We start from the raw sequence: 16,994 nt of genomic DNA on the forward strand, positions 1-16,994 counted from the left end.
GCTCCGCTGGGGCATTGTTATGTGAATATGGCTGCCTACTAACTACTTAGTACCTGTCGGCAGTTTTCTGCACATCGCCGCCATGTACAAAGGTTATCAGGTCGCGGTTGAGGCGTTCCTTCTCGGGAATGAACAGCCCGTGTGGGGCCCCGGCATATTCAATGAACTCGGCATGCGGTACAAAACGGGTCATTCGCTCGCCGCTTACCTTGGCCGGTACCAACTCATCGTCGCCGCCATGAATGACCAGCGTGGGAACCTGAATGGTGGCCAAATCTTGGCGGAAATCGGTTTCCGACCATGCCCGTGCGCTCAGTAGCGTGGCCCGTGGGTCGGCAACTTCGCACATACGTTGAGTCCAGTCGAGAGCCGCTTCGCTCACAGGGTTGCTAAGCATCCCTACGCCATAAAACTTCTTGCCGAAGCCCTGCAGAAAATCAAAGCGGTCCTTTTTAACGCCCTCCACCATATCATCAAACACCTGGCGGTCCACGCCTTCGGGGTTGTCGGCGGTTTTGAGCAGGAAGGGCGTAACGGCTGATATAAAGGCCACCCGACTGACGCGGGCTCCGCCGTGGCGGCTCATGTAGCGGGCTACCTCGCCACCGCCCATCGAAAAGCCCACCAGTGTCACGTCCTGCAGGTCGAGCTTATCGAGCACGGCCTTCAGGTCGTCGGCGTAGGTATCGTAGTCGTGGCCCTCGAATGGTTTGCTGGAGTTGCCGAAGCCGCGGCGCGTGTACGCCACCACCCGGAAGCCCTGCTCGGTGAGGGTTGTGAGCTGGTACTCCCACATTTTGTACGTGGCCGGCCAGCCATGAATGAGCACCACCGGCTTACCTTGGCCATGGTCGATGTAGTCGAGCTTAACGTCGTTTCCGTGGGTGTCTTGCCCCGCAATGATGTGATTCATAGGAAAGTATACAAAGGATGAAAAAGAGGCCGAAAATTCTGGCCTGATCCGTGTTCGTACATACGCAGGGCCAAGCTGGACCGATGAAACAAAGCCAAGAAAATACACGCCGCCGAATGAGTGCCGTCAATATGCTTTCTTTGGGGGCTATGAACCTACTATCCCGCTTCCGCCCCGCTTCGCTGCTCCGGCAGCTGCCTGCACCTTTGGCCCTCGGCCTGTTGCTGCTGAGCGCCTGTAATTCCGGTACCGAGCAATCGGGGGCGGCCACCGATACTGCTGTTCTACCTGAGCCTACTGATGATGCCGGCTCCTGGTACCGGCAGTACCGTGGCCTGCTGCCCGGCACCACCGACAGCGTAACATTGCACTTGCAGCGCCTGAGCGCCGAATCCGGCGACATCAGGATGGCGCGCATCGTAGGGTTCTATGCCGACGCTTCCGGCCGGCCGTACGAGTTAGGTGGCGACACCGGCAGTAAGGGCGACAGCCTCATCTTGCGCGACCTGAGCAAAGGGCTGGCTGCGGCCGTTGCCAGCGGTGATGCCGACGACGAGGACGAGCCCCTAGAAACAGATCCTCAGTGGCTTTTGAAAGAAGATGCCAACCAGCTGACGGGTACTTACAACGGCCAGCCCACGCGGTTGCGGCGGCTGCGGCCAAGTACCGGTGTGCGTTTTGCGGCCCGTAATTTTGTGGCCGATGTAGTGCCGCGCCCCGACCATCCGGAAGACAGCATCCGCGGTCGTCGGGTGATGCATGCGCTTGTGCCCTTCATGGCTCCCAACCAGGAGCTGCTGGCTTCCAATATCCGTCGCGGCCTGCACGGCGACACCGTTGATACGGCGCCCGTCCCGGCTCTCGACTCCATCTGGCGCGAGCAGTTGCGCGCCTTCACCAAGGACTATCGCGCCGATGCCGGCCCGTTGCTGGCTGCCGCCGCCAAAGACAAAAGTGAGGAGTACCGCCCGTCCGAAAGCCTGGCTTACGAGCAGGAAGTGAACACCTATGTCCTTTGGAATGAAGGCGACCTGCTAAGCATGGGCTTCTTCGGCTACGATTATTCGGGCGGCGCGCACGGCCTTTACGGCACTTACGTGCAAAGCTTCGATACCCGAACCGGCAAGTCGCTGCGCTACGATGATATCTTCCTGGCCAGCGCCAAGCCCAAGATGGAGAAGCTGCTGGGCCAGTACGTGCGCCCCACCCTGGGCATAGATGCCGCTGCTCCACTGTCAAAAACGCTGCAGGTGAAAACGCTGCCCGTTACGCGCAACGTGTACCTGACCAGTGGTGGGGCCGTTTTCGTGTACCTGCCCTATGAAATTGCCGCCTATGTGTATGGGCAAATCAGCGTGTTCGTGCCGTTTTCGGCCATGGATGGCCTACTGAAGCCGGGCCTGCCGGTCGGCAGTAACCCTGCCCTGGCTACCCGCTAGACGTAATTCCCGGTAAGCTGCCTGCAAATCCGCGGCACTCCGAACCAAGCAAAACCCGGCCCCTATGCCGGACGCGCCTAGTTCGGAGTGCCGCGGATTTTTATGTTCCTATCGGAGTCGAAGCATGAAGGGTGAGTGGCTCTTTATTTACGGTGTAGGGGCGGGGCTTGTCCCCGCCCGCCGTTGAACGACGCCGACAGAACGAACATATGGAAACGGTATAGGGGCGGGGCTTGCTTCCGCTCGCCGCTAGGCTATGCTATTGCTCAGAACCAACCGCAGCTGTTCAAGGGGCGGGCAAGGACAAGCCCCGCCCCTACACCGGTCTTCATAGCTACATTTTGCTCCCCTCTCCAGTTGAGCAGAAAAGTAAGCTGTGGTACTTGGTCCCAAACCGAGCGTTGTGTAAAATACCGGGCTTTGTGGCAGAAGCCAGAACAAGGCTGTCGGTTGGCTGTATCTTTGTATACCAAGCTGTAGTCCCCGTTGGGACACCACCTGACCCTAGCTGCGCCACGCCAACGGGCCGGGCAGTAGGTAAGTCCCTCGTTTCCTCTTTAGTACCCCACCCCATGCATGCCCCCAAATTTGCGGCTTCCCGCTCCTTCCATCAGGAGCTGAAGCGGCGCACGGCCGATTATTTTGCCGAGGCCGGTAAAAGCACCACTGGCGGAAAAGCCTTGTTTTTCAAGGCTTTGCTTCTAACCAGCGCTTTCGTTGGCGTCTATCTGCACCTCGTGTTCTGGACGCCGCCGGCGCTGTTGGGCATGATCGAGGCCGTTGTACTGGGCCTGCTGGGCGCGGCCATCGGCTTCAACGTCATGCACGACGGTGCCCACGGCTCATTCAGCAAGCGCAAGTGGATGAACCAGTTTGCGTCCTTCACGCTCAACGTGTTGGGTGGCAACTCCTTCATGTGGCATAACAAGCACAACCTCATTCACCACATGTACACCAACGTGGAAGGCGTGGACGACGACCTCGACGCCCAGCCCTGGCTGCGCCTGAGCCCCGAGCAGCCGCGCCGGTTATTGCACCGCTTCCAGCACTTGTACTTCTGGTTCTTCTACGCTCTGCTATTCATCGCCTGGATCTTCTTCATGGATTACCAGAAGTATTTCAAGGGCAAAATCGGCGACATTGCCATCAAGAAAATGACCGCCTCCGACGAAGGCGTATTCTGGGGCTTCAAGGCGTTGCACCTCATCCTGTTCGTGGTTCTGCCTATCTGGACGGTTGGTCTTGTGAGCTGGCTGGTAGGTTTCCTACTGTTCGCCGCGGTGGCTGGCTTCACGCTCAGCATCGTGTTTCAACTGGCGCACACCGTCGAGCACACCTCCTTCGTTGTGCCCCACGAAACCACCCGCAAAATCGAGGACGAGTGGGCCATCCACCAGATCCGCACTACGGCCAACTTTGCTACCGACAGCAAGCTCATCAGCTGGCTGGTAGGCGGGCTCAACTTCCAGGTCGAGCACCATCTGTTCCCCAACATCTCGCACGTGCACTACCCTGCTCTCAACAAAATCATCCGTCAGATGTGCCTGGAGTTCAACGTGGAATACAACGAGTACCCTAAGATGCGCTACGCTGTAGCCTCGCACGTAGCACACCTGCGGGAACTGGGCCGCCGGTAGGCCAAGGTTTAAGAAATCGGAGGAGCGCCCTCTTCTGTTGTTGGTTTTAACGAACTGATGGCAGAGGAGGGCGCCTCTTCAGTCATAAGCTTTATCGCTACCTGTCGGGCCGCCCGCTCCGCCGCGTATCGTTCATCGTCTTCTCGCTCTTGGCGGCGGCTGTCAGGCGCTACAGCTACAATGATAAGTAGCGTGGAAAGAAGCGGTAGCATTATAGCTGGTACAGCCCACCACCACGACCGATGATAGGAGCGAGCAATGTAAATGGTAGTCAGGGTTGAAAATAGCCACCCAGCTTTCAGCATGTATATTTCCAAGCTATTATGATAAGGCGTTTTTAGGAAGAGTGCCCCGCACCATTCTACCCCCGCACCTTGCCGCGCTTAATCAGGTAGGCATGCAGCACCTTGTCAAATGGCTCGCGGACATCAACCGGCACGAAGTCGATTTTGTACTGGCCGCAGCGCAGGGCCAACTCTTGCTCGTAGCGGCGCATGGCGGCCTGGTACTGCTCGCGTACTTGGTTGGGCTGCAGCTTCAGGGTCTGGCCGGTTTCGAGGTCTTCGAACAGATAGGGACGGTCCTGGAAGCTGAAATCGGCCTCGGTAGCGCGGTCCATTACATGGAACAGCAGCACCTCGTGGTGCTGATGGCGCAGGTGCTGCAGAGCGGCCAGCATATCGTCCTGCTCCTCGGGGGCGCGGCCCAGCATGTCGGAAAACAGCACCACCAACGAGCGTTTCGGAATTTGCTGGGCGATGGTATGGATGACACCCGCCACGTCGGTGCGGGCCCGGCCGGGGGAGGCGGGCCGCTCCAGCAGTTGTTGCAGCGTGAGCAGCAGCGTGTGGCGGTGGGTACTGGTCGAGCGTACCGGCGTCTGCAGCTCCACGGTATCGGCAAACGTGACGAGACCCACCGCATCGCGCTGTCTCTGCAGTAGCGTGGTGATGGCCGCCGCGCACAGCACCGCGAAGTGCAGCTTGTCGTGGCCGGGGGCGGGGTAGTACATGCTCGGGCTAACATCGAGCAGCAGGTGGCAGCGCAGGTTGGTTTCCTCCTCGTAGCGCTTTACAAACAGCTTGTCGGTGCGGGCAAACACTTTCCAGTCGAGGTGGCGGGTGCTTTCGCCGGGGTTATAGAGGCGGTGCTCCGAAAACTCGACCGAAAACCCGTGGTAGGGCGACTGGTGCAGGCCCGTAATAAAGCCCTCGACCAGTTGGCGGGCCAGAAACTCGAGGTTGGTAAAGGAGCGGACGGCGGCTAAATCGAGCGGTTGGGCCATAGCGGGCAGGAGTGGAGCAGGATGAAAAGCAAGATACGGCCGAATCGGGCGCAACCCCGGGCATTGCCGTTTGGCACACGGCGCGGCACAGCACGACACGCAGGTGGAATACCCGTTATAATCTTGTTTTCGTACGGCTGCTGGTTTGGTGGCTGCTATTAATAATCCCGGTAGAAATCAATTAACAGATGATTTTTACTGCTGCTGGGTTATAGATAAGAAAAATAAGGCCTCAGAACTTCCTAATCTTGTGGCAACTCCGTATTTTGCATTCGACTTTGATCATCTTGGAAAAACCAAACTTTAACAGAAAGGACAGTGGAAGACCGCTACGAACAGGAAGAAATTTACTCCCAACGCATTAAAGCTGGAAAGCGCACGTACTTTTTCGACGTGAAGGCCACGCGCGGGCAGGACTATTATCTGACCATCACGGAGAGCAAGCGCCGCCTGCGCGACGACGATACATTCTCGTACGAAAAGCACAAGATTTTCCTGTACAAGGAGGACTTCCTCAAGTTCGTGGATGCCCTGCAGGACGCGGTGGACTACGTCCGCGAAGAGCTGCTGACGGCCGAGGAAGTAGCCGAGCTCGACCGCCCGCGGCCCGTGTACGATGACCGGGAAGGCTACCGTGACAACGGTAACGGCAATGGCAACCGCGATAATCAGAGTGGTAACGGCTACATAGCGCCCGATACCACTTACTAACCCTCTTGCTAATCCTGCGCCTAGCGAAACAAACTTACTTCTGCTGTACCTCAGCGCGTGTCCGGCCCCTGCCGCGGCACGCGCTGCTGGTTTCCGGCGGGTTCGGCCGGGGGCATGCTTTCCTTGGAAAAGCCCCGTACCTTTGCCCCTGAATTGCCCGGCAGCTCATCCGCCCGATTCTTACTTCCTACTTCAAAATTCTTACTTCCATAAAATGGGTCTCCGCTGCGGTATTGTCGGCCTGCCAAATGTTGGCAAATCCACACTTTTCAACGCTCTTTCCAACGCTAAAGCCGAATCGGCCAACTACCCGTTCTGCACCATCGAGCCCAATGTGGGCGTGATTACGGTGCCCGACGAGCGGCTGCGGATTCTGGAGGAGCTGGTGAACCCCAAGCGCGTACTGCCCACCATTATCGAGTTCGTCGATATTGCCGGCCTCGTGAAGGGCGCTTCCAAGGGTGAAGGCCTGGGCAATAAGTTCTTGGCCAACATCCGCGAGGTGGACGCCATCATTCACGTGGTGCGCTGCTTCGATGATGAGAACATCGTGCACGTGGCCGGCGGCGTTGATCCGGTGTTCGACAAAGATGTGATTGACACCGAGCTGCAGATCAAGGATCTGGAGAGCGTTGATAAGAAGCTGGCCAAATCGGAGCGCTCGGCCAAAAGCGGCGACGCGGCGGCTAAGAAGGAAGTGGTGGTACTGCAGAAATTCAAGGATGCCCTGGAGGCCGGCCAGAATGCCCGCGCCCTCTCGGCCACGCCCGAGGAGCTGGAGGCAGTAGCCGATTTGCAGCTGCTCACCATCAAGCCCGTGATTTATGTGGCCAACGTGGATGAGGGCAGTATCCAGAACGGCAACGCCCACGTGGCGGCCCTGCAGGCCCACGTGGCCCAGGAAGGCGCCGAAGTAGTGCTGGTATCGGCCGCCATCGAGTCGCAGATTGCCGAGATGGAAGACCCCGAGGAAAAGGAGATGTTTCTGGGCGAGTACGGCCTCACCGAGTCGGGCCTAAACCGCCTGATTCGCGCCTCCTACTCACTGCTCAACCTGATTACCTACTTCACGGCCGGCGTGCAGGAAGTACGCGCCTGGACGGTACACCGCGGCGACAAGGCCCCCGCCGCCGCCGGCGTTATCCATTCCGATTTCGAGAAGGGCTTCATCCGCGCCGAGGTAATCAAGCTGCCCGATTACCAGCAGTATAAAACCGAAGCCAAAATCAAGGAAGCCGGCAAAATGGCCGTCGAAGGCAAGGAGTACGTGGTGCAGGACGGCGACATCATGCACTTCCGCTTTAATGTGTAGTTGAATTCTTATAAGACCGTCATGCTGAGCGTAGTCGAAGCATCTCTACCGGTTCGTTGAATTATTAGTGCAACGAAGCGGTAGAGATGCTTCGGCTCCGCTCAGCATGACGGTTTACTTTTCACGCCAATAGTCCCTTCCCTCATGGATGTTAAAGACAGCAACGGCAACCTGCTCGGCGAGGGCGACTCGGTAACGCTGATTAAGGACCTGAAAGTAAAGGGTTCCTCACTCACGCTCAAGCGCGGCACGGTGGTCAAAAACATCCGCCTTACCAATAGCCCCGCCGAAGTAGAAGGCCGGGCCGGTGGCAGCACCATGGTGCTCAAAACCGAGTTTCTGAAGAAGGCGTAACCTTTCCGCATTATGCCGCTGTGGTTTTGCCGTGTCTGCGGCCTCGATTACGACGAGTCGCCTTGGGGCCCCGCGGGCCGCACACCCGACCACACGCTGTGCGGCTGTTGCGGAGCCGAGTTCGGCTATCACGATGCCACGCCCAACGCCGCCCGGCAATGGCGGGCGCAATGGCTGGCTGCCGGAGCTGGCTGGTTCTATCCCAACCTGCAGCCCGCCAACTGGCAGCTAAGCGAACAGCTGACCCAGATTCCGGTTGCTTATCAATAACCCATAACCACTGCCCCGCTTCTTCATGGGAATTATTGATAACCTGCTGTTTGCCCTGCCCCTCTGCCTGCTTTCGGCCCTGATTACCGTGTACATCGCCCACATGTATGGGCGGCGGTTCTGGCCCTGGCTGCTGTTTGGCTTCTTCGTGCCGCTACTTTCCACTTTTGTGGCCATTGCCCTAGGCATCCGCGACGCCCGCCGGAATGGCGAGTGAGTTAGACAATTCAGTTAAGTAGAGAGCCCCTGAAGTCCATATTGGCATCAAGGGCTCTCTGCTTTTTCAGGCTGTTTCACCGCTTCACCCCAACGACTGCCACAGGTACTTGCTGGCCAGCGTGCGGTAGGGGCGCCAGGGCTCAGCCAGCTCAGTCATCCGGCGCAGCAGGGCGCGGCCGGTTTCTTCGAGGCCGTAGTGGCGGCGCATGGCGTTCTGGATGCCCAGGTCGCCCTCCGGAAACACGTCGGGCATATCCAGCGCGAACATGCACAGCATCTGGGCTGTCCAGCGGCCCACGCCTTTTATCTGGGTGAGGTGCTGGGTCAGCTCTTCCTCATTGAGCTGGCTGAGGCGGGCGTGGTCAAGTTCATCGCGCAGAGAAAAACCGGCAATGGCGCGCAGGTAGCCGGCTTTCTGGTGCGAGAGGCCGGCAGTGCGCAATTCCTCATCCGAAAAAGCCAGTAGCGCTACCGGCTCGGGGTATCCTTCGGGACCGAACAAAGCCTGAAACTTGCGCCAGATGGCGGCGGCGGCTTTGGTAGAAATTTGCTGGCCCACGATGGCCCGTAGCAGACCCAGGTACAGATCTTCGTGGGCGGCGGGGTCAATGGGCTGGCCGGCATCAATGAGGCGGGACAGCACCGGGTCGGCAGTGCGCAGGTGTTGCACGGCGGCTTCGGAAGCGGAGGTGGGCATGGGGCGGGAGGGAAGCGGCTAATCCAAGTCGATATCGAGCGGCGAGGTGGGCACCCGGAATTCGGCCAGCACCTCGCCGGCAGGGGAGAGGCGCACGCCCGTCAGGCCCCGGTTCAGGTAGGCTCCGGTGTCAACGTACAAAGCATTGGTGAGTGAGTCGAGCAGGATTTTACCGTCTGGCGTGGGGGTGTGGCCCACCACCTGGCGGCGGTTCTCCAGGGCCAGCAACGGTCCGCGCCGCCACAGCACGCCGTCGGGGTCGTTGGGCTCCAGGGGCGTGGGCGTAGCGCCAAAGCCGGCGTGGCTCACTACAACCTGGTCGTTGGTCCAGAACAGGGGCCGCTCGTGCAGCCAGGCCAGGTGCTCGCGCAGCGTGGCGGGCCGGCCCCGGTATTGGTCTACGGTGGTCTGGCCGCCCCAACTCAGCCACGGCCGGTACGGACCCTGGGGGCCGTAGTGGCGCAGCATGCAGTGCTCGTGGTTGCCCAGCAGAAATACCGTGCGGTCGGGGTGGGCAGCTTCCAACTCGCGGGCCAGCGCCACGCACTCGGGCGCGCCGTGGCCCCGGTCTACCAGGTCGCCCACCTGCACCAGCAGCTCCTGCTTCGGCTGCCAGTGCCGAAGCACCGCCCGAAACGTATGGTAGCACCCATGCACATCGCCGATAACGAATAAATTCATGGTTGGATAGCTGCAAGCCGCAAGCTCTCTGCACGGGCTTGCAGCTTGCGGCTTGCAGCTTAAAAAATCTAGTGCATTCCTGGTTCAGACGTCGTGCTGAGCCCCAGTTTCTTCACCAGCGGCCCAATAGTGAGGCCCTGCACGATGATGCTGAACACCACCACCACGTAGGTAGTGCCCACAATCAGGTCGCGCGGCATAGTATCGGGCAGCGACAGGGCCAGAGCCACCGAAATACCGCCCCGCAGGCCGCCCCAGCTCAACACCTTCAGCGTGTTGAGGTCGAAATCGGTGCGCTTGCGCAGAAAGCTGAGCGGCAGGGACACCGAAATGACGCGGGCCAGCAGCGTGAGAAAAATGGCGGCTACGCCTACCAGCAGTACCGCACTGCTGATGTCAAGGATCAGCATTTCGAGGCCGATGAGCACGAATAGTACGGCATTGAGGATTTCGTCGAGCATCTCCCAGAACTTATCCAAGTACTCGCGCGTCAGGTCCGACATGCCCTTGGAGCGGCCCTTGTCGCCCACAATCAGCCCCGCCACCACAATGGCCAGCGGCCCCGAGGTGTGCCAGGCCGAAGCCAGGGCAGTACCCCCCATCACCAAGGCCAGCGTAATGAGTACTTCCACCTTGTAATTGTCGATGGTGCGCAGGGCCCAGTATCCGGCGTAGCCCAGCACAACGCCCAGGATAATGCCGCCCGCCGCCTCGCGCAGAAACAACTCGCCGATAAACGAGGCCGAAGCTTTATCGGTACCGTTCAGGGCAATCTGGAAGAGGCTGATGAACACCACCACCGCAATGCCGTCGTTGAAAAGCGACTCACCTACAATCTTGATTTCCAGGTTTTTACTGATGCGGGCCTGCTTGAGAATGCCCATCACAGCAATAGGGTCGGTGGGCGAAATAAGGGCCCCGAACAGCAGGCAGTAGATGTAATCTATCGTGAAGCCCATCAGCGGCAGCAGGTAGTACATGCCGGTAGCCACCAGCACCGTCGAAAATAGCGTACCCACTACTGCCATGGTGCATACCGCCCCGCGCTCCGCCCCCAAGGTGCGCACATCGACGTGCAGGGCACCGGCAAACAGCAGAAAACTCAGCATCACATCCATGAGCACATCATGAAAGTCGATGCCGCGTACCAGCTCGCCGGCTGTAAGCACCCACTGCACCCCCAGTCGCCCCAGTCCGATGGCAATAAGCGAGGAAATCAGGGCCAGAATCATGAGGCCAATAGTGGCGGGCAGGCGCAGAAAGCGGTGGTTAACGTAGCCAAAAGCGGCGGCTATCACTAGCAGCAGGGTCAGCGTATTATATAATTCCATGCAGAGCAAAAAGGGAGAGAGGCAGTAAATGACGGGAATTCAGCGCGAAACTATCAGCTACTATAGCCCGGCCAGCGCCGTTTCCACCCGAGTCAGCATGGCGTCGTCGATGTCGAGGTGGGTTACGAAGCGAATCAGCTGGGGACCGAACGAGGAGGCCCGGATGCCGTGCTGCTCCAGGTATGCCAGAAACTGCTCGGCGGGCATCGTATCGGCGAGGCGGAAGATGACGAGGTTGGTTTCGACGGGCAATACCTCAGTGACGTAGGGGCGAGCGGCCAGCGCGTCGGCCAGCTGCCGGGCGCGGCGGTGGTCGTCGGCGAGGCGCGCTACGTTGTGTTCGAGGGCATATAAACCGGCGGCGGCCAGGTAGCCCGCCTGCCGCATGCCGCCGCCCATCACCTTGCGAATACGCTTACACTTCTCGATGTAGGCCGCCGAGCCTAGCAGCACCGAGCCCACCGGCGCGCCCAGGCCCTTGCTCAGGCACACCGAAATGGTGTCGAACAGGCGGCCGTATTCGCGGCTGTCCTGGCCGGTGGCCACTAAGGCATTGAACACCCGGGCCCCGTCGAGGTGCAGGGGTAGGCGGTGGCGCTGGGCTACCTCGGCCAGCGCCGCCAGCTCGGGCAGCGCATAGCAACTGCCACCGCCGCGGTTGTGGGTATTTTCAAGCGAAATCAGGCGGGTAATCGGGTAGTGCACGTTCTCGGGGCGGATGGCGGCCTCCACCTGCGCGGCTGTCAGCCGGCCCCGGTCGCCGGCCAGCAGGGCCACCGAGGCACCCGAATGAAAGGCAATGCCGCCCACTTCCCACAAATAGATGTGCGACGTCTGCTCGCAGATAACCTCGCTCATCGGCTCGGTATGAGCCTTGATGGCTATCTGGTTGGTCATGGTGCCCGAGGGGCAGAACAGGCCGGCTTCGAGGCCGAAGCGAGCGGCCGTTTCGGCCTCCAGGGCTCGCACGGTGGGGTCTTCGCCGTATACGTCGTCGCCGACGGGGGCCTGGAACATGGCCTCCAGCATGGCGGGCGTGGGGCGGGTAACGGTATCGGAGCGCAGGTCAACGGTGGGTTGGGTCATGGAAGGTAGAAAAGGTAAAATCGTGGAAAGGTTTTCGGGTGTCAAATTTAGTCCTTACTTTTGCCCCTCAATTACCGAAAGACTTAACCGACCCGGAAAAAATGAGCGTTACCCGTCTGAAGCGGAAGCACCGCAAGAACATTGCCCGCGCCAACAACAAGCAGCGCATCATCAAGCAACTCCTCCTGACCCCCGTTCTGAAGAACGTGGACCTCGACGAGCTGAAGTCGCGCTTCGGCAAGAGCGAAGCCAAAACAGAAGCCGCCGCCTAATACGCGCCGCCTCTGGCTGCCCGTATCCTGGTGTCGGTGGGTTTGCTAGCCAGCCTTTACAAAGTGCCTTTTCTATAGCAGAGGAGGCACTTTTTGGGTTGTCAGAGTAGCGAGCAGTGGTACACGGGTCATTCATTTGCCCACGCCGCGTGGCCCCAGCTCTACGGCCTGCAGCTGCTGCACCTTGCCGCCCGCTACTTCGAAAAGCAGTAGCGTACGCACCTTATGAAACCCGTGGCGGCCGGCCGCGCCTGGGTTCAGATGCAGTAGCTGGCGGGTTTTATCGGGCATTACTTTGAGAATGTGCGAGTGGCCACTGATGAACAGGCCCGGCCGATGCTGATCTACCAGAGTGCGGCCGGCGGGGCTGTAGTGGCCGGGGTAGCCGCCAATGTGCGTCATGAGCACCCGCAGGCCCTCCAGCTCGAAGCTTTGTACTAGTGGCTGCGTCAGGCGTACGTCGCGCCCGTCGATGTTGCCGTACACGCCCCGTAGCGGTGCCAGTTGCTCCAGCTCTTCCACAACGGCCGCCGTACCGAAGTCGCCGGCATGCCAGATTTCGTCGCAGCCGCGCAGATGGTGCAAAATCCGGTCATCGAGGTAGCTGTGCGTATCCGAGAGCAGGCCTATTTTTTTCATGCAGCGAAGAAAAGGCGAAAAGCCGGGATAGTAAAACGGGATATTTGCCGGACAATAGGGCGGGCTACGCACCTGGCACCGTTCGGCACCTGAATCATCAGCTCCCTAATCCTTTCCTTCTTCAGTTTCCGGTCTTCCCAACCCAACCGGCTACTTCGCGTATCTTGCCCGGCCCGGGGGCCTTTTCGTTTCCGGAGAAATATGCTGTGCTTTGCAGCCAGACGCTTTCGTTTTCACACGCCTCCTGCTCACCCCGCCGAGATGAACGTTTTCATCAACGACATTCCGCTGATAATTAAAAAAAACAGCGAAAAGATTTACAAGCATAAGTACGACCTGATTCTGAATCCAGAAGACGAATTCTCGTCGAAGGACCTGATTGGCGACGTACTGGTGCGCGACGTGACCGATGGGTTCGTTGACCGGCTGCTGCGGCTGATGGAGGTAAAGAAGCTGAAGAAGCTGACCTCGCTCACGCTGCTGGCCCGCAAGAAAAAGCGCCTCATTCTGCACCTTAAAGACCAGTTCCGCATCGTGAAAGCGGCCGGTGGGCTGGTGGAGAAGGATGGAATGGTGCTCATGATTTTCCGCCTCGGTAAGTGGGACCTGCCCAAGGGCAAGCTCAAACGAGATGAGGATCCGGCCCTGGGGGCGGTGCGCGAAGTGGAGGAGGAGTGCAATGTGAAAATCGAGCTGGGCGAAAAGCTGCCCAGCACCTGGCACTCCTACGCCTACAACGGCAACAAAATTCTCAAAAAAACGAACTGGTATACAATGCCCTGCCTCGATGATACGCTCATGAAGCCCCAGGCAGAGGAGTACATTGAGGAAGTGCGCTGGATGACGCCCCAGGAAGCCCTGGCCGTGCTCGACGACTCGTACGCCAGCATTGCATTGGTCGTGCGGCACTACCTGAGCAAAATGGCTGGCCAGGAGTCGCCTAGCCCCGAAAAAACAGCTTAATCACAGCCTTAAATCTGTTTCCTATGCGTCCGAACTTATACTTTGCCCTGGTTCTACTGGCGGCCCTCACTACTGCCTGCAGCGGCTCGCAAATAGCGGGCGAAAAAAGTGCGCCCGCCATCGGTAGCCCCGAAACCGGCCGTAGTGCCTCCGTCGATGTACCGGCGCTGATGGGCCGCAACATCGACCAGCTACGCCGCACATTGGGTGCGCCCAAGGAAACCCGCGAGCAGGAAATTGGCCTCGAGCCCACGGCTGCCCAGATGAAAGCTACCCGGGGCCAGGACTGGATCAATACGTTTGAACGCAACGGCACCACTCTGGTCGTGACCTTCGATGCCAGCAACCGCAAAGTGCGCGACATTGTACTGCTCGGCAGCGACGAGGATCTACTTATGCGCGAAGCCAACCTGAGCCTTACTTCGTCCGACTACCTCGTGTTGCCCGTTATGAGCCCGACTAATAACGCCGAACTCATTGGTATGCGCGTAGTTGCCCGGCGCTAACGGGTAGCCCGAACACTGATAGCCAGCAGAAAAGCCGCTGTGTTTCTCCTTTCTGAGGGGAATACAGCGGCTTTTCTGTTGGCTATTGGGTTGGCTCAGGCCTTGGGCTTAGGCAGGGCAAAGGGCACAAAATCGTCGACATTGCCACCGAAACGGTGTATTTCGCGGATGATGGTACTGCTGATGGCGGCCAAGGTAGGCGAGGTGATGAGGAATACTGTTTCGAGGGCCGGGTTGAGGTGGCGGTTGGCCTGGGCAATGGTGTTTTCGTACTCGAAGTCGGTGGTGTTGCGCAGGCCACGCAGTAAAAACCGGGCGTCTACCTCGCGGGCGAAGTCGGCCGTCAGGCCCTGGTACTCCCGCACCGACACCCGTGGCTCGTCGCGAAAAACTTCCTCAATCATCCCAATCATCTGCTCCACGGGCAGGTAGCGCTGCTTGCTGCTATTGTTGCCGATGGCAATAATAACCTCATCGAACAGCACCGTGCCCCGCTGCACCACATCGAGGTGGCCGTTGGTAAACGGGTCGAAGGAGCCGGGAAACAGGGCGATGCGCATGGGGTGAGGAGTTGGTGTTCAGGAAGGAAGAAGGAGCCGCCGGTACAGACAGCGCGTTAAACGCAGCATTTTTGCCGCTCGCTAGTTCAGCTACTCGCAGAGATGCAGGGCAAATAGCTCGAAGTAGCGGTACTCGAACAAGTCGTTGAGGCGGTAGCTGTAGGCCAGATCGAAAGGGCGGTTGCCAAAGCGCAGGTAGCGGATGTACTTGCGCAGAATGGTGAAAAGCTCCGAATCGTGCATCAGGTCACCCCAAATAACCACCGGGTCCTGGTCGGGGTCGAGCTGCAACTCCTGCATCACCAGGATAACGTAGTAAATCAGGTCTTCGGGCGTGCTGAAGGGGTACACGTTGCAGAGCCGCGGCTGCTTGCCCTGCATCACGAGTACCGTAAGCTGGCCGGGGCCAATGCTGAGGTAGATGCGGCTGTCCCCACTGGCCTCGCTCTGCTGCACCACTCCCTGCAGCAGGGCGCTGGTGCGGTGCACAAGTCGGCCGGCGGGGTAAGCCCGCCCGAACCAGTCGGTCAGCTTCCGGTCGGCCGCAAACACGCTCACGATATCCAGCCCGCTATGCGCATAGGCGTGCACCGACTCGTGTTCGGGGCTGAGGGCATGATGCAGGCCCAGGTAAGTGGCTTCGTCGCCGGGGCGGAAAAGGGCGGCGGGCAGCAGCGTAAAGGCCCGATTATGCACGGCCAGCCGTACGCGGTGCCAGCCGCTACGCCCCAGTAGGTCGTGCTCGGCGGCCAGCGCCTCCAGCTGCTGCGCGTAGCTGAGGCCGGCCTCGGGGGCAGCGTACTCTTCCAGCACCAGAAATTTGTTGCGCCGCGCATCGGCCACGCCCAGGCGCAGACCGGCCGGCCCGACCGTAATGTAGAGGTTGTAGCTGGCCAGCTGCTCGGGGTCCAGCGTTTCGTCGCGCAGGCGGTGTAGGGCCGCCGGGGCCAGAGAAGCGGGAGCAGAAGTTGACATGGGCAGCAGGAGGGGAGAGGGTAAAATAAAAAGGGCCGACACGCCCACCAGGTAGCATTCCGGCCCTTAAAGGTACAAAGGGCGGGGTTTTACTGAAACCGGATTTGCGGAATGAACACGTCGTCGGAACTGATGAGGTCGCGCAACACCGGATGCACCTGCCGGGGCAGTAACTGGCCTAGCTGCCGTGGGCTCACGAACTCCAACTGCGTGAGTAGCTGCTCGTCGGGGCCGTGCTCGGGGTCGCGGCCAAGGCGGGGCACGGCCGCGGCATCAAGCGGCAGCACCTCAAAAAATAGCTCCAGCGCCTGCAGGGTCGGATCCTGATACTCGTGTAGGTGCAGGAACCGCCCTACTGCCACGCGCAGGCCAGTTTCCTCCTCAAATTCGCGCTGCAGGCATTGCCGCAGGGTTTCGCCAAACTGCCAGCCGCCGCCCGGCGGCGACCAGAAAGGCAGCCCGTCGGAGAGCAGGCCGCGGTGGGCCGTGAGCAGCAAGGCACCCTCGCGCACGAGCAGGCCGCATACCCGCACCCGGGCCCGGCCGGCGTAGGCCTCCAGCAGTTCGGTGGGCGGGGTAGTAGAAAGAGCATCCATGAGCGGGCAAAGCTACGGTATGCAGCCGTAACGCATGTGGCAGCCTGATATTTCGTTGGCCCGCGGAGCGAACTGATGCGTCGCAAACGCGCCGAAAGCCCCAACTTTGCCCCATGACACTCTCCGACTCTCCCGAACCGCTCGAAGCCCTGCAAGCCCGCATCCGTCGCAAGCTGGTCCGCCAGCACTTCATGCACCACATCGGCGCCGACCTCACCCTGATAGCGCCCGGCCGCATTGAAGCTGAGCTGGTGCTCGAAAAGCAGCACCAGCAGCACACCGGTTTCGCCCACGGCGGCCTGGTAGCCACTATGGCCGACCTGGTGGCCGGTTTCGCGGCCGTTACACTGGTGCCCGAAGGCACGGGCGTCGTTACGGTGGAGCTCAAAACCAGCTACCTGCACCCCGGGGTGGGCCAGCGCCTGCGGGCCGTGGGCTGGGTGCTCAAAGCCGGCCGCCGTCTGCACTTCTGCGAGTCTGAGGTGTGGTGCGACGACAAGCTGATTGCCAAAGCCACAGCGACAATGGCCGTTATCGAGCCGAATTAA

General features: G+C 59.8%; 21 protein-coding genes. 11 read left to right on the forward strand and 10 right to left on the reverse strand.

The features are described 5' to 3' along the window. Positions 1 to 46: 46 nt before the first annotated feature. Positions 47 to 913: an alpha/beta fold hydrolase gene (locus tag HW556_RS10635; protein WP_176900003.1), complete on the reverse strand. Its 867-nt coding sequence runs from the start codon at positions 911 to 913 to the stop codon at positions 47 to 49. Between the two features lie 149 nt (positions 914 to 1,062). On the opposite strand from HW556_RS10635, the gene HW556_RS10640 reads away from it, so the two are divergent. Together HW556_RS10640 and HW556_RS10645 are read left to right on the forward strand one after the other, a co-directional pair. Beyond that, positions 1,063 to 2,352: a DUF3298 and DUF4163 domain-containing protein gene (locus HW556_RS10640; protein WP_176900004.1), complete on the forward strand. Its 1,290-nt coding sequence runs from the start codon at positions 1,063 to 1,065 to the stop codon at positions 2,350 to 2,352. Between the two features lie 572 nt (positions 2,353 to 2,924). Then, positions 2,925 to 3,989: a fatty acid desaturase family protein gene (locus tag HW556_RS10645; protein ID WP_176900005.1), complete on the forward strand. Its 1,065-nt coding sequence runs from the start codon at positions 2,925 to 2,927 to the stop codon at positions 3,987 to 3,989. Positions 3,990 to 4,350: 361 nt separating this feature from the next. Here HW556_RS10645 and HW556_RS10650 read toward each other — a convergent pair whose 3' ends face one another. After that, positions 4,351 to 5,274, reverse strand: coding sequence for a DUF58 domain-containing protein (locus tag HW556_RS10650; protein ID WP_176900006.1), 924 nt, complete (start codon positions 5,272 to 5,274; stop codon positions 4,351 to 4,353). Between the two features lie 318 nt (positions 5,275 to 5,592). On the opposite strand from HW556_RS10650, the gene HW556_RS10655 reads away from it, so the two are divergent. From HW556_RS10655 to HW556_RS10675, 5 genes are all read left to right on the forward strand, one after another. Next, positions 5,593 to 5,985, forward strand: a complete 393-nt coding sequence (locus HW556_RS10655; RefSeq protein WP_176900007.1) for a DUF3276 family protein — start codon at positions 5,593 to 5,595, stop codon at positions 5,983 to 5,985. Between the two features lie 214 nt (positions 5,986 to 6,199). After that, entirely contained in the window at positions 6,200 to 7,297 is a 1,098-nt protein-coding gene (gene ychF, locus HW556_RS10660; protein WP_176900008.1) for a redox-regulated ATPase YchF, read from the forward strand. Positions 7,298 to 7,441: 144 nt separating this feature from the next. Beyond that, a complete protein-coding gene (locus tag HW556_RS10665) occupies positions 7,442 to 7,651 on the forward strand; it encodes a zinc ribbon domain-containing protein YjdM (protein WP_176900009.1) in 210 nt (69 codons plus the stop codon). 12 nt (positions 7,652 to 7,663) lie between these two features. After that, positions 7,664 to 7,921, forward strand: a complete 258-nt coding sequence (locus HW556_RS10670; protein ID WP_176900010.1) for a hypothetical protein — start codon at positions 7,664 to 7,666, stop codon at positions 7,919 to 7,921. A 25-nt stretch (positions 7,922 to 7,946) separates the two neighbouring features. Then, positions 7,947 to 8,138 carry a hypothetical protein gene (locus tag HW556_RS10675; protein WP_176900011.1) on the forward strand — a complete coding sequence of 64 codons (192 nt, stop codon included), beginning with the start codon at positions 7,947 to 7,949 and terminating at the stop codon, positions 8,136 to 8,138. Between the two features lie 84 nt (positions 8,139 to 8,222). Here HW556_RS10675 and HW556_RS10680 read toward each other — a convergent pair whose 3' ends face one another. The 4 genes from HW556_RS10680 to ltaE all read right to left on the reverse strand — a co-directional run bounded on the left by HW556_RS10680 (position 8,223) and on the right by ltaE (position 11,935). Beyond that, positions 8,223 to 8,837, reverse strand: coding sequence for a DNA-3-methyladenine glycosylase family protein (locus HW556_RS10680; protein WP_176900012.1), 615 nt, complete (start codon positions 8,835 to 8,837; stop codon positions 8,223 to 8,225). A gap of 18 nt (positions 8,838 to 8,855) precedes the next feature. Then, positions 8,856 to 9,518, reverse strand: a complete 663-nt coding sequence (locus HW556_RS10685; RefSeq protein WP_176900013.1) for a metallophosphoesterase — start codon at positions 9,516 to 9,518, stop codon at positions 8,856 to 8,858. A 68-nt stretch (positions 9,519 to 9,586) separates the two neighbouring features. Further along, the gene (locus HW556_RS10690; protein WP_176900014.1) at positions 9,587 to 10,849 is read right to left on the reverse strand and encodes a cation:proton antiporter; all 1,263 of its coding nucleotides are present in this window, start codon (positions 10,847 to 10,849) and stop codon (positions 9,587 to 9,589) included. A 60-nt stretch (positions 10,850 to 10,909) separates the two neighbouring features. Beyond that, positions 10,910 to 11,935 (reverse strand): low-specificity L-threonine aldolase, encoded by a 1,026-nt coding sequence (gene ltaE / locus HW556_RS10695; protein WP_176900015.1) that lies wholly within the window; start codon positions 11,933 to 11,935, stop codon positions 10,910 to 10,912. A 101-nt stretch (positions 11,936 to 12,036) separates the two neighbouring features. On the opposite strand from ltaE, the gene HW556_RS10700 reads away from it, so the two are divergent. Next, positions 12,037 to 12,207, forward strand: coding sequence for a hypothetical protein (locus HW556_RS10700; protein ID WP_176900016.1), 171 nt, complete (start codon positions 12,037 to 12,039; stop codon positions 12,205 to 12,207). A gap of 132 nt (positions 12,208 to 12,339) precedes the next feature. Here the strand turns inward: HW556_RS10700 and HW556_RS10705 are convergent, their stop codons facing one another. Then, positions 12,340 to 12,846, reverse strand: coding sequence for a metallophosphoesterase family protein (locus HW556_RS10705; RefSeq protein WP_176900017.1), 507 nt, complete (start codon positions 12,844 to 12,846; stop codon positions 12,340 to 12,342). 261 nt (positions 12,847 to 13,107) lie between these two features. Here HW556_RS10705 and HW556_RS10710 point away from each other — a divergent pair, with 261 nt between their 5' ends. Beyond that, positions 13,108 to 13,809: an NUDIX hydrolase gene (locus HW556_RS10710; protein WP_176900018.1), complete on the forward strand. Its 702-nt coding sequence runs from the start codon at positions 13,108 to 13,110 to the stop codon at positions 13,807 to 13,809. 23 nt (positions 13,810 to 13,832) lie between these two features. Beyond that, the gene (locus tag HW556_RS10715) at positions 13,833 to 14,315 is read left to right on the forward strand and encodes a hypothetical protein (RefSeq protein WP_176900019.1); all 483 of its coding nucleotides are present in this window, start codon (positions 13,833 to 13,835) and stop codon (positions 14,313 to 14,315) included. 95 nt (positions 14,316 to 14,410) lie between these two features. Here HW556_RS10715 and coaD read toward each other — a convergent pair whose 3' ends face one another. The 3 genes from coaD to HW556_RS10730 form a co-directional block, all read right to left on the reverse strand. After that, positions 14,411 to 14,875, reverse strand: coding sequence for a pantetheine-phosphate adenylyltransferase (gene coaD, locus HW556_RS10720; RefSeq protein WP_176900020.1), 465 nt, complete (start codon positions 14,873 to 14,875; stop codon positions 14,411 to 14,413). Between the two features lie 90 nt (positions 14,876 to 14,965). Further along, on the reverse strand, positions 14,966 to 15,850 hold the full coding sequence (locus HW556_RS10725; RefSeq protein ID WP_176900021.1) for a DUF3822 family protein: 885 nt from the start codon (positions 15,848 to 15,850) through the stop codon (positions 14,966 to 14,968). 89 nt (positions 15,851 to 15,939) lie between these two features. Next, entirely contained in the window at positions 15,940 to 16,446 is a 507-nt protein-coding gene (locus HW556_RS10730; protein WP_176900022.1) for an NUDIX domain-containing protein, read from the reverse strand. A gap of 113 nt (positions 16,447 to 16,559) precedes the next feature. On the opposite strand from HW556_RS10730, the gene HW556_RS10735 reads away from it, so the two are divergent. Continuing rightward, entirely contained in the window at positions 16,560 to 16,994 is a 435-nt protein-coding gene (locus HW556_RS10735; protein WP_176900023.1) for a PaaI family thioesterase, read from the forward strand.

Origin of the sequence: Hymenobacter terrestris (assembly GCF_013377905.1) — a bacterium.
Classification (GTDB): Bacteria; Bacteroidota; Bacteroidia; order Cytophagales; family Hymenobacteraceae; genus Hymenobacter; species Hymenobacter terrestris.

Excerpts from the sequence above, each read along its gene's own strand:
- ltaE (WP_176900015.1), bottom strand. The coding sequence starts at position 11,935 with ATGACCCAACCCACCGTTGACCTGCGCTCCGATACCGTTACCCGCCCC.
- HW556_RS10730 (WP_176900022.1), bottom strand. The coding sequence starts at position 16,446 with ATGGATGCTCTTTCTACTACCCCGCCCACCGAACTGCTGGAGGCCTAC.
- HW556_RS10735 (WP_176900023.1), top strand. The coding sequence starts at position 16,560 with ATGACACTCTCCGACTCTCCCGAACCGCTCGAAGCCCTGCAAGCCCGC.
- HW556_RS10710 (WP_176900018.1), top strand. The coding sequence starts at position 13,108 with ATGAACGTTTTCATCAACGACATTCCGCTGATAATTAAAAAAAACAGC.
- ychF (WP_176900008.1), top strand. The coding sequence starts at position 6,200 with ATGGGTCTCCGCTGCGGTATTGTCGGCCTGCCAAATGTTGGCAAATCC.
- HW556_RS10670 (WP_176900010.1), top strand. The coding sequence starts at position 7,664 with ATGCCGCTGTGGTTTTGCCGTGTCTGCGGCCTCGATTACGACGAGTCG.
- HW556_RS10650 (WP_176900006.1), bottom strand. The coding sequence starts at position 5,274 with ATGGCCCAACCGCTCGATTTAGCCGCCGTCCGCTCCTTTACCAACCTC.
- HW556_RS10685 (WP_176900013.1), bottom strand. The coding sequence starts at position 9,518 with ATGAATTTATTCGTTATCGGCGATGTGCATGGGTGCTACCATACGTTT.
- HW556_RS10635 (WP_176900003.1), bottom strand. The coding sequence starts at position 913 with ATGAATCACATCATTGCGGGGCAAGACACCCACGGAAACGACGTTAAG.
- HW556_RS10665 (WP_176900009.1), top strand. The coding sequence starts at position 7,442 with ATGGATGTTAAAGACAGCAACGGCAACCTGCTCGGCGAGGGCGACTCG.
- coaD (WP_176900020.1), bottom strand. The coding sequence starts at position 14,875 with ATGCGCATCGCCCTGTTTCCCGGCTCCTTCGACCCGTTTACCAACGGC.
- HW556_RS10715 (WP_176900019.1), top strand. The coding sequence starts at position 13,833 with ATGCGTCCGAACTTATACTTTGCCCTGGTTCTACTGGCGGCCCTCACT.
- HW556_RS10725 (WP_176900021.1), bottom strand. The coding sequence starts at position 15,850 with ATGTCAACTTCTGCTCCCGCTTCTCTGGCCCCGGCGGCCCTACACCGC.
- HW556_RS10680 (WP_176900012.1), bottom strand. The coding sequence starts at position 8,837 with ATGCCCACCTCCGCTTCCGAAGCCGCCGTGCAACACCTGCGCACTGCC.
- HW556_RS10675 (WP_176900011.1), top strand. The coding sequence starts at position 7,947 with ATGGGAATTATTGATAACCTGCTGTTTGCCCTGCCCCTCTGCCTGCTT.
- HW556_RS10645 (WP_176900005.1), top strand. The coding sequence starts at position 2,925 with ATGCATGCCCCCAAATTTGCGGCTTCCCGCTCCTTCCATCAGGAGCTG.
- HW556_RS10690 (WP_176900014.1), bottom strand. The coding sequence starts at position 10,849 with ATGGAATTATATAATACGCTGACCCTGCTGCTAGTGATAGCCGCCGCT.
- HW556_RS10700 (WP_176900016.1), top strand. The coding sequence starts at position 12,037 with ATGAGCGTTACCCGTCTGAAGCGGAAGCACCGCAAGAACATTGCCCGC.
- HW556_RS10705 (WP_176900017.1), bottom strand. The coding sequence starts at position 12,846 with ATGAAAAAAATAGGCCTGCTCTCGGATACGCACAGCTACCTCGATGAC.
- HW556_RS10640 (WP_176900004.1), top strand. The coding sequence starts at position 1,063 with ATGAACCTACTATCCCGCTTCCGCCCCGCTTCGCTGCTCCGGCAGCTG.